Annotated in this window: 10 protein-coding genes; 6 read left to right on the top strand and 4 right to left on the bottom strand. The window is 70.8% G+C overall.

The window, feature by feature from the left end:
- Positions 1-968 (top strand): sigma-70 family RNA polymerase sigma factor (locus tag ABZ562_RS27165; protein WP_361484478.1); only part of this gene is annotated, 968 nt, incomplete at its 5' end.
- Between the two features lie 61 nt (positions 969-1,029).
- Here ABZ562_RS27165 and ABZ562_RS27160 read toward each other — a convergent pair.
- Complete coding sequence (locus tag ABZ562_RS27160) at positions 1,030-2,208, bottom strand: helix-turn-helix domain-containing protein (RefSeq protein WP_361484476.1); 1,179 nt, start codon at positions 2,206-2,208, stop codon at positions 1,030-1,032.
- 495 nt (positions 2,209-2,703) lie between these two features.
- Between ABZ562_RS27160 and ABZ562_RS27155 the strand changes: the two genes are divergently transcribed.
- From ABZ562_RS27155 to ABZ562_RS27140, 4 genes are all read left to right on the top strand, one after another.
- Positions 2,704-3,444, top strand: coding sequence for a hypothetical protein (locus tag ABZ562_RS27155; protein WP_361484474.1), 741 nt, complete (start codon positions 2,704-2,706; stop codon positions 3,442-3,444).
- On the top strand, positions 3,441-4,955 hold the full coding sequence (locus tag ABZ562_RS27150) for an NADH-quinone oxidoreductase subunit NuoF family protein (RefSeq protein WP_199830971.1): 1,515 nt from the start codon (positions 3,441-3,443) through the stop codon (positions 4,953-4,955). Before ABZ562_RS27155 ends, ABZ562_RS27150 begins: the two co-directional genes overlap by 4 nt.
- A gap of 198 nt (positions 4,956-5,153) precedes the next feature.
- Positions 5,154-6,146 carry an SCO0930 family lipoprotein gene (locus tag ABZ562_RS27145; protein WP_361484472.1) on the top strand — a complete coding sequence of 331 codons (993 nt, stop codon included), beginning with the start codon at positions 5,154-5,156 and terminating at the stop codon, positions 6,144-6,146.
- Positions 6,147-6,225: 79 nt separating this feature from the next.
- Positions 6,226-6,738: a hypothetical protein gene (locus ABZ562_RS27140; protein ID WP_361484470.1), complete on the top strand. Its 513-nt coding sequence runs from the start codon at positions 6,226-6,228 to the stop codon at positions 6,736-6,738.
- A 20-nt stretch (positions 6,739-6,758) separates the two neighbouring features.
- Here ABZ562_RS27140 and ABZ562_RS27135 read toward each other — a convergent pair whose 3' ends face one another.
- Positions 6,759-7,436 (bottom strand): HAD family phosphatase, encoded by a 678-nt coding sequence (locus tag ABZ562_RS27135; RefSeq protein ID WP_361484468.1) that lies wholly within the window; start codon positions 7,434-7,436, stop codon positions 6,759-6,761.
- 277 nt (positions 7,437-7,713) lie between these two features.
- Positions 7,714-8,574 (bottom strand): ScbA/BarX family gamma-butyrolactone biosynthesis protein, encoded by an 861-nt coding sequence (locus tag ABZ562_RS27130; RefSeq protein WP_361484466.1) that lies wholly within the window; start codon positions 8,572-8,574, stop codon positions 7,714-7,716.
- A 186-nt stretch (positions 8,575-8,760) separates the two neighbouring features.
- Here ABZ562_RS27130 and ABZ562_RS27125 point away from each other — a divergent pair, with 186 nt between their 5' ends.
- Positions 8,761-9,393, top strand: a complete 633-nt coding sequence (locus ABZ562_RS27125; RefSeq protein ID WP_361484464.1) for a ScbR family autoregulator-binding transcription factor — start codon at positions 8,761-8,763, stop codon at positions 9,391-9,393.
- A gap of 25 nt (positions 9,394-9,418) precedes the next feature.
- Here the strand turns inward: ABZ562_RS27125 and ABZ562_RS27120 are convergent, their stop codons facing one another.
- Positions 9,419-10,216, bottom strand: coding sequence for an endonuclease (locus tag ABZ562_RS27120; RefSeq protein ID WP_361484462.1), 798 nt, complete (start codon positions 10,214-10,216; stop codon positions 9,419-9,421).
- Positions 10,217-10,249: the final 33 nt, after the last annotated feature.

Raw genomic sequence — 10,249 nt, 5'->3', positions numbered from 1 at the left:
GCGCCGGCCTTGCGGCCGGCGCGCGCCGCGCCGCGTCCCACCCTCGTGCCGGGGGTGACACGGCCACCGACGATTCCGCCGGGGACCATCCCGGCCACCCCGGCCACCCCGACCGTCCGGTCCTCCCCGCCACGTGGGAGCCGGGCGGTCCGTGTGTGCGGGGGGTGGCCGCCACCGGCGCCGGTGCGCCCTCCGACCAGGAGCTGACCGGCAGGCTCCGGGAGGAGTACGCCTCGGGCGCCACCAGCCCGGCCTCGGGCGACATCCTGTACCGCCGCCACCACCAGGCGACGCTCTCGTACGCCCGCACCTGCTGCCGGGCGCTCCATGACGCCGAGGACCTGGCCTCCGAGGCGTTCATCCGCACGTTCCAGGCCGTCCGGGCGGGCGGCGGTCCGCGGGGCCCGTGGCGGCCGTATCTGCTGACCGTCGTGCGTCACACGGCGCTCGAATGGAGCGAGGGCGAGCGCCAGGTCCTGCTGACCGCGGACTTCGAGTCCTGGCGGCAGTACGCGCCCACGGCCGACCCCCAGTGGCATCTGGTGGCGCGCGAGGACCGTCAGCTGCTCGTCCGCAGTTTCCGCAGGCTTCCGGAGCGGTGGCGGACGGTGTTGTGGCACACCCTGGTCGAGGAGGAGCCCCCGCACCGCGTGGCGGCCTTACTGGGCATCTCCCCCAGCGGGGTCACATCGCTGGCCTTCCGCGCCCGGGAGGGGCTGCGCGAGTCGTATCTGCAGTCCCATCTGGAGTCCGCGGCGAACGACCGCTGCCGCCACTTCAGCGCCATGCTGGGCGCCTCGGTGCGGCGCGGCGGAGTGCGGGGCCACGCGCTCGCGCGCCATCTGGCCGAGTGCGCCTTCTGTGCCCACGCGTACAAGGAATTGCTGGGTCTCAACGCCGCGATGCGCACGGCGAACCCCGCCGCGCATCCCACGGCGAACCCTGCGGCGGCGCGGTCGATGCGCTGACCACACGCCGGACTGCCGACCGCGCAACCGCGGCCGGCAGTCCCTGCTGATATCCGTGTGGTCACAGTCCGTTGACGCGTGCCTCCCGGGCGATACCCAGCGGACGGACGCCTGGGGCAGCGCCGGTGCGGGGTCGTCGGCTCACCCGGGACGCATGGCGCCGGATGCGGTCCATCTGCGCCATCAGCCTGCGGCCGCGCAACGCCATCTCCAGCTCGAACCGTATTCGCGGGTCACGCAGGCCCGGGCCGAAGAGCTTCTCGATCTGGCGCAGCCGGTATCGCACGGTCTGCGGATGCACCTTCAGCGCCTTGGCGGCCTCGGGGGCGCCACCGCCCTCCAGCCAGGCCAGCAGGGTCATCTGCAGCCGTTCGCTCTGCCGGGGGGTCAGCCCGACCAGCGGCTTGAGCCAGCGCGCGGCCAGCGCCCGGACCAGGGACTCGTCCTGGAGCAGCAGCAGCATCGACAGATGGTCGTCGACGAAGAGCACCCGGGGGTCGGGGCCGCCACGGCCGGGGGCCATGGTCAGCAGCCGCCGGGCCCAACGCACCGAGGACGCCGCGTCGTTGAGCGGCACCACATGGCCGACCGCGGCGGTCCGCCCGCGCAGCGCGGTTTCCAGCGCGCCACGGGTGCCGGGGTCCGCGGGCGCGTCCCGGTCCGGGTCGCGCTCGCCGTCCTGAAGCCGCTCCGCGCCCTGGTCGGGGGCGGGGCCGGGGTCCGCGTCCGGGTCGGGGATCAGCAGGCACAGCTCGTCGCCGACGGCGCCGATGAGGGTGTCTCCCAGCACGGCGGCCAGGGGCGGCGCCTCGCCCGGGGTGGGCAGGGCGATGGCCTGGACGGTCTCCGGCAGCGGCCAGCGGGCCGCCCGGGACAGCTCGGCCAGGGTCCGCTCGGACACCGAGACTTCGCCGATCAGCGCCTCGAACAGGTCGCGCCGGGCCCGCTCGGGCGGAATGTCGGTGGGCGGCTCCTCGCCGTGGGCGGCCTCGGAGAGGGCCGGTGCCCCGGCGCCCTCCTCGCCCGGCTTCCGGTAGCCGAGCGCCGCCAGGAGCGCCTGCTCGACATCCCAGCGGACCTTGTCGCGCTCAGTGTCCTCCAGAAGGTCGGCGAATCCCGGGATTCTGTGCCGGAGGTTCTCGATCACCTCGTCGGCCAGGGACGGGAGCTCATTGCGCAGCACGCGGGTCCACTCGCCACGGGGGCGGGACCAGATGCGGTTCACCAGTTCGCCCATCATTACCTCGTTCTTGCCGGGGGGAGGTCCGACCGTTGGGGGGTCGGTCGGACCCGTGGAGGTTGCCTCCGTCTCCGGCTCGTCCGGTCCGGGAAGGAAGTCGAGGGTCCTCCGCACCTCATAGAGGACCCTCGCCCCTGCCGGTCCCGGCGCTTTGCCGGGTCTTTGCCATCGGGATGACAGTGGATCAGCCGAAGACGGTCTGGGCAGTGTTCATACACGAGAAGTTGTCACGTTACGACAAATCTTATGGAGATCACGTGTAGTTCCGAGAAGCTGCTGCCCCCAAGACGACTTTGACGTATCTCGTCATCCGCGCGGAACACGCGCGATCGGGAGGCTCCAATGTCCATGTCCCAAACGCCTTCTCCCTCACAGGGGCGCCACGGGGGACGCCAAGCACCTGGAGGACGACGAGCCGCTCGCCGGACTCGGCGGGACCAGCCCGGAATCGGGTGGTCCCGGAACATCCGCATCTACGCTATCGTCGCGACCGTCGTGCTGTCCCTCATCGTGACGTACAACGCCGGCGCTTTCAGCCAGACTTTCGCGTTCCTCGACTTCGGCGCCGGGGTCCTCGCCCTGGTCTGCCTCAGCTCAGCGGTGATGTGGGGGCTCGCCGCGACCGACCAGCTCATCCTGCACTCCAACCACCGTCTGATCGCCCAGGGCATCCACCGGGCGGCCGCGGTCGCGGGCCTCATCTTCCTCGGTGTTCACATCTGGGTGAAGGTCGCCGAGAGCCACACGAACGCGGCTTCGATCGTGCTACCGTTCGCTGACGCAAAGCAGCCGGTACTGATCGGGCTGGGCACCATTGCCGGTTACCTCTTCGTCATCGCGGCGGTGACCGGAGCGGTCCGCAGCTCGTTCGCCGCAGCGGGCAACTCCCGCTGGCGGTACCGGTGGTGGCGGGCGCTCCACGTGGGCGCCTACCCCGCCTGGGGTCTCGCGCTGATCCACGGCCTGAAGGCCGGTCGCGCGGCCAAGACCTGGGCGACATACGGCTACATCGCGGCCCTGGCCGGAGTGGCCATCGCGCTGTGGATGCGGCTCGCAGCCCGGCGCAGCCAGGACGACGATCGAGGGGACGGCATCTCCGTGAGGAATCCGCCTGCCCGCGGCCTGCAGGAAGGCCGCACACGCCGCGCCGCGCCCACCGTGCCCCGGCCCCGTTCGGCCGACTCGGGCCGGCGGGACGGTGAACGGCTCGGTGCCTCCCGTGGGTGGGACCGGTGATCAAGACAAAACCCAGGCTGGCCTGTGTCGACCCGCCCCGGCTGCTCGCCGGGCTGGACGAGGCGTACCGGCTCGACCGAGTCGGCCACCTGACGGTGCACGGCACGATGCCCGCCCTGCGGGCTGACGAACTCGTCGCGCTCGCGGAGAACATCGATCTCCGCGGGCGCGGCGGGGCCGGTTTCCCCTTCGCCAAGAAGGTGACCGCGGTCGTCGAGGCGGCGGGCCGCGCGGGTGGCCGCTGCAACGTGGTGGTCAACGGCAGCGAGGGCGAACCCAGTTGCCTCAAGGACACCGCGCTGCTGCTGCACACCCCGCATCTGGTCATCGACGGCGCCACCCTGGCCGCCGAGGCGATCGGCGCCGAGGAGGTCGTCATCGCCTGCCACCGGCCGGATGTCGAGGAGTCGCTGAACGCCGCCATCGCCGAGCGCGGCCCCAGCGGGGTCCCGGTGGAAGTGAGCGTGACGCCCGACCGGTTCGTGGCCGGTGAGGGCGGCGCCGTCATCAACGGCATCAGCGGCGCCCCGGCCATCCCCAACGGCCGGAAGATCCGGTCCAGCGAGAACGGTCTCGGCGGGCTGCCCACCCTGCTGTCCAACACCGAGACCTACGCCCAGCTCGCCATCGCGGCGCGGATGGGCGCCCTGCCGTACCGCTCGGTGGGGCTGCCCACCGAACCGGGCACGACGCTGCTGACGGTCGGCGGCAAGTACGTGATGGAGACGCCGACCGGGGTGCCGCTCACGTACATCCTGGAGCTGTGCGGGCTCTCCCCCGGCCAGGGTGTGCTGGTGGGCGGCTACCACGGCAAGTGGCTGGACCCGAAGAGCATCAACGCCACCACCATCTCGCGCGAGTCCATGAAGAAGTACGGTGCGCGGCTGGGCGCGGGCGCGGTGCTGCCCATCCCCGAGGACACCTGCCCGCTCGGCGAGACCGCGCGGGTGGCCCGCTGGCTGGCCGCCGAGACGGCCGGTCAGTGCGGCCCCTGCTTCATCGGGCTGCCCGCGCTCGCGGACGCCATCGGCCAGGTGGAGCGGGGCGGCGGCCAGTCGGCCATCGACAATGTGCGCGCGTACATCAACTCGGTGCGCAAACGGGGCGCGTGCAGCCACCCCGATGGCACGGCCGGTTTCGTGACCACCGCGTTGGACGCGTTTCCCGAGGAGTTCGAGTCCCATGCGCTCGGCGCCGGCTGCGGGCGGCCGACGATCGGCGTCCTGCCGATGCCCGAGGAGACCCAGCCGCTGGCCCTGCCGCCCGGTCCGGCGTCCGCGCCACCGCGCGCGGAGCGGCAGCAGCGGGGCCCGACGGAGAAGCTCCTGGTGGACTGGTCGCTGTGCCAGGGCCACGGGCTGTGCGCGGACATCCTGCCGCCCGAGGTGCTGACGCTGGGCATCGACGGCTATCCCTCCTCCGCCCGGATGGACGTGCCGCGCCAGCTGCGCGGCCAGGCGGTGCGCGCGGTGCGTCGCTGCCCCGCGCTCGCGCTGCGCATCGAGGAGTAACCCCGCTCCAAGTCCTCTTGTCACGACGGCCGTTGAACCAACGGCCGTCGATTGCTGTGCGCTCGCGTATGCAGCGTTTTTTGCGTCTGGTGACAAATTTTTAACCTGCTGAACGTCGCTCGGCACGGGCTCCGTATGGGCATGGTGTCGGCGCCTACACCGCCGGACACCGATAAGGATTTTTCGCAGGGAGTGGTCATGGAGAAGCGGCGTCAGATCGCATTCGCGGGAGTGTCCGTGGCGATGGTCATGCTGACCGCGGCGTGTGGCAGCAATGACACCTCCGCGGGCAGCGCGAACGTCCAGCCCGTGGGCGGCAGCAGCCAGGCGGCGAGTGCGGGCGCGGGTGCTTCGGCGTCGGCGGGTGCGGGTGCGGCGGCCGCGGGGGCCGGCGCGACCGGTGGGTACGGCAGCGCGGCGGGCAGTGACGCGGCGGGCAGCGGTGGCGGCGCGACGGGCGCGGCGAAGCAGCTCGCGGTCAAGACCGATGCCAAGCTGGGCAAGTTCGTCGCCGACAGCGCCGGGATGACCCTCTACCGGTTCGACGAGGACACCCCGAAGCCGGCCAAGTCCAACTGCAACGACGCGTGCGCCACCAAGTGGCCGCCGGTGCCCGCGGACGACGCCCTCGCCGGTGCGGGCATCGACTCCAGCAAGCTGGGCAAGGTCAAGCGCGCCGACGGCACCGAGCAGCTGACCCTGGAGGGCTGGCCGGTCTACCGCTACGCGGGCGACACCAAGGCGGGCGACACCAAGGGCCAGGGCGTGGGCGGCACCTGGAACGCGCTGGCCCCGGACGGAAAGCCGGCCGGCAAGAAGGCCGCGGGCGCCGCCCTGCAGCTGATGGTCAGCAACAATGCCGACCTCGGCAAGATCATGGTGGACGGCAAGGGCATGACCGTCTACCGGTTCGACAAGGACAGCGCCTGGCCGATGAAGACGGCCTGTGTCGACGCCGCGTGCCTGGACAAGTGGAAGCCGGTCAAGGCCGTCGACACCACCAAGGTCGCCGGTGTGGACGCCTCGAAGGTCACCTCCTTCAAGCGCCCCGACGGCTCCAAGCAGGCCGCGTTCGACTGCTGGCTGCTGTACACCTTCGTCGGTGACAAGAAGCCCGGGGACACCAACGGCCAGGGTGTGAAGGGCACCTGGTTCGCGGTGACCGACAAGGGCAAGAAGGCGGGCCAGTAAGACGGCAGGATGGTCCACCTCGGCGGGGCCCCGGAGCGTGCGCTCCGGGCCACCCGCCGGATGTCGACGGGAGGTTGATGTGTCACGCGCACTTCGTGCCACCGCGCTCTGCGCGGCGCTGCTGTTCGTGAGCGGCGTGGTGAGCGGCTGCGGCGGGAGCGGCCAGGCCCATGTGAAGAAGCCGGAGAAGGAGAAGGCGCCCGCCGCCAAGGAGCTGGGGAAGCCCGGGAAGCCGGCGGCCCTGACGCAGATCGCCGACGCCATCGGCTGCAAGGCGACCATCGTCACCGAGGCGGACGAACTGCGCCAGGGCGCCTGCGAGTCCAGCAAGGGCGACCGGTACACCATGGTCACCTTCGCGACCGCGAAGGGCCAGAAGGACTGGCTGAACACCTCGAAGGACTACGGGGGCATGTATCTGGTCGGCGCCCGCTGGTCGGTCACCGGTCAGTCCTCGGGATCCCTGGAGCCGCTGCGCGCGAAGCTCGGCGGGGACATCGAGCAGGGCTCGATGATGCACCACGGTGGGTCGAAGTCCCAGGGCGGGTCCCATGGGAAGTCGCAGTCCCACGACGGGATGAAGATGGACTGACCGGTGCCACGCTCCGGTCCTCAAGCCGCGCAGGAATCAGCCCACTTGAGCAGCTCGGGGTCGGCGAGCGTGGAGACCCACAGGTCCACCGGAGGACGCTCGTCGACCGGTTTGCGGGGTCCCACGCCGAGCACCCTCAGCCCGGCCCGGGAGGCGGACAGGAAGCCGCAGTGGGAGTCCTCCACCGCGAGCGCGTCGCCGGGGGCCGCACCGCACAGGCGGGCGGCCGCCAGATACACATCGGGATACGGTTTGGGGCGCACTTCCCCTCCGGGGACCAGCACATGGTCGAAGTAGCGCAGCAGCCCGGCCTTGGACAGCCCGTCCTCGACCACATCGCGCGGGCAGTTGCTCGCCACGGCCAGCGGTGCGAACGCCGCCGCCTTGTGGACCAGTTCGGCCGCGCCGGGCATGGTGACCGGGTCGTCCGCCACCAGTCTGCGGAAGGCGCCGAGCAGCTGCCGGGTCATTTCGTCGGCGAGGTCGGGAAGTCCGGCGTATTCGGCCAGCATGCGGCCGCATTCGGTGTAGTGGAGCCCCTTGGTGCGCCGCGCGAACTCCTCGTCGGTGACGGCCCCGTAGTCCGCGAGTACCACTTCGCGGGCCTTTTCCCAGTGCCGTTCGGAGTCCATCAGAGTGCCGTCACAGTCGAAGACGATGGCGGCGGGGGTCCATGCGAGAAGGGTTTCTGCTGTCATCTGCCTGCCGTTCCAGGAGAGATGGGGGAATCGGCGCAGGGCGTGCCTGTGACCACGAGAGCAGCGCGGTGAATTCGCTTGCGGCGCCGCACGCGGAATGCGCTCATGAACGCCGTACAGGCGGAGAATTGCCTGCCCGAAACATAACGATCACTACGTTAGTGAGATGACTCGGAGTAGGCAAGGGGTCACTCAGCGTCGGCGATTTGTTCGTCGCTCAGCATGTTCGCGGCTCAGGGCGTTCGTCGTTCAGGAGGTTCGTCGTTCTGGTGTGCGGTCAGCCGTACTGGAGCACACCGACCGCCGTGCGGATGTCCGCCTGGCGCAGCCGGAAGACACACGTTCTGCCGTGGGAGACGCACTCGACGACGGCGGGCGGATGGGACTCGGTGAAGCGGATCGCCTTCATCCGGCAGGCGAGGGGGCGGATCAGCAGGCCCCCACTGGCCAGCGCCGCGGCTTGCCGGGCGCCCTCCAGCAGCACCAGCCCCGGCACATGGTCGCTCCAGTGGTCGAAGAAGAACGGGTGACGGGTGTCCGCGGGGTCCAGGTACACCACTCCCCCGTCCCGTACCACCAGCACGTCCCGGGGCGCGGTGACGCCCAACTGCCCTGGTGAGGGCCGTACGGCGGCACGCAGCCGGCGCCTGGCGGTCTGGCCCGAGCGGGCGGAGCGGGTCTCCGCGTACGCCGTGCCGTCGAGGAAGCGGGCGGTGCCCCCGGCCCGGGCGAAGATCCGGCCACCCGCCCACAGACCGACGTCGAGCCGCATCCCGGACACGAACCGCCCGGAGGGTGCCGCGGTGCGGACGTCCGTCACCGCGATCCGGCAGGTGATGTCGGTCGCCCCGTACGGGGCGCGCGGCTCGGCCTCCGGGTCGAGCCGGAAGAACAGGTCCCGGATCAGGAAGTGCGCGCCCGCGGGCACGGCGTAATACCGGGTCGGGATGTAGATCCCCAGTTCGCGCAGGGTTTCGGCGATCATCAGCGGATGGTGACGGCCGTCCCCGCCGTGCGGGAACGTCGGATGGGACCGGGGCCACTGGGCGGCCGCCTCGAACCGGCCGTCACCCAGCGTACGGACGTCGGTGAGCAGCACCTCGGCCACCGACACCCGGTGCACGGCCTCACGCGCCACCGTGCGGGACCAACTGAGCGGCCGACCGGTGGGACCGGTCGGCTCCGAAAGGCCGCGAGCCTCACGAACGATCACCATAAAATACTAATAATGTTTGACCTGTCTGTCCTCATCACCCTCTGCGGCCGAAAGTCCGCTAAGTTCACTCCGTCACACCGGACCGGGCTTATGAAGGACGACGAACACGTGCAAGAGCGGGCCGAACAAACACGCCGGTCTCTTCTGGAAGCGGCCGCATCCCTTTTCGACGAACGCGGATACGCCGGAACGAGCATCAGCGACATCACCGCCCGGTCGGGTCACACCAGCGGCGCCATTTACTTCCACTACACCAGCAAGGAAAGACTCGCGCTCGCCGTGGTGCAGGAACACTTCGCCACCTGGCCACCCCTGATCCAGCGGCACACCGGGCTGCGGGTGCCCGCCCTGGAGCAGCTCGTCCGGCTCAGCTTCGCGGTGGCCCGCGCCTTCCGCGATGACATCGTGGTACGGGCCGGGGCCCGGCTGTGGGCCGAGCGCTCCCTGATCGCGGCGCCCTTCCCGCCCCCGTTCATCGGCTGGATCGACGCCGTCGGGGCCATGCTGGAACGGGCCCACGGCGAGGGCGAGCTGGCCGCCCATGTCGAGCCGCTGCCCGCCGCCCGGACCATCGTGTGCGCCTTCTTCGGCCTGCACACGGTATCCGAGGCCCTCGACGGGCGGCGGCTCGTCGAGGACCATCTGGCCGAACTGTGGACCCTGCTGCTGCCCTCGCTGCAGGCCCGCCCCGGACACCCCGGCCCCACCGCCGAACTGCTGGCGGCGGCCCGGGGCGCCTGACCGGCGCGCGGAGCGCGTGGCCGGGCTATTTCCAGATCTCGGCCACCCACTCCGGGTGGTCGATGAACGGGTTGCGGTTGTGCTGGAAGTCGTCGTAGATGACCTGGTTGCGCTTCTTCTCGAAGGCGTCCGGCGGGTCCGCCTCGTTCCACTTCTTCAGCACCGGGAGCCGCCCCATGAAGGGCCGGCTGCCGTTGTCGACCTTGTCGTTGGGCTCCAGGTCGGGGAAGCCCTCGCCACCCTCGTAGCGGACCGACATGTACAGGATCATCCGGGCCACATCGCCCTTGACCTGGTCACGGGGCTCGAAGGAGTCGTCGTCGGTGCGGTTGCCCGGCGCCTCCCCCACCTCCGAGCCGCCCTCGTCGAAGTCCTTGTTGCCACGGGTGCTGTTGACCGAGACATCGGCCGGGCGCAGATGGTGGATGTCCGTGCCGGGTCCGGTGGCGGTGCCGAAGTCGCCGTGCGACTTCGCCCAGACGTGTTCGCGGTTCCAGTCGTCGGCGTTTCCGCCGTTCGAGTCCTTGCTCTGGGAGCGGCCGGTGTAGAGCAGGATGACGTTGGCGGCGTTGTCCGGGTCCTCGTCGGTCTTCTTGAGGGCGTCCCAGACCTCGTCGTACGACAGCTTGCTGACGTCCCTGCTGACGATCTGGTGCAGGGCGTCCTTCAGCGGCTCCCCCGTCTTGCCCATCGCGTCCTCGTAGTACGTGTCGTCGTACGCCGTGGCGGCGGGCTCCGCGGTGGCCGGGGTCTGCGCCGTGACGGCGACCGTCACGACGCCGGCCAGCAGCGCCAGGGATTTCCAGCGGGTCACACGGGTCATGTGTGGTGTCCTCTCCCCGATTTACGACCGTTG

The sequence above is a fragment of the Streptomyces sp. NPDC019937 genome, assembly GCF_040631655.1.
GTDB lineage: Bacteria > Actinomycetota > Actinomycetes > Streptomycetales > Streptomycetaceae > Streptomyces.
The sequence above is the reverse complement of the archived record's forward strand: the minus strand, read 5'-3'. Positions and strand labels throughout refer to the sequence as shown.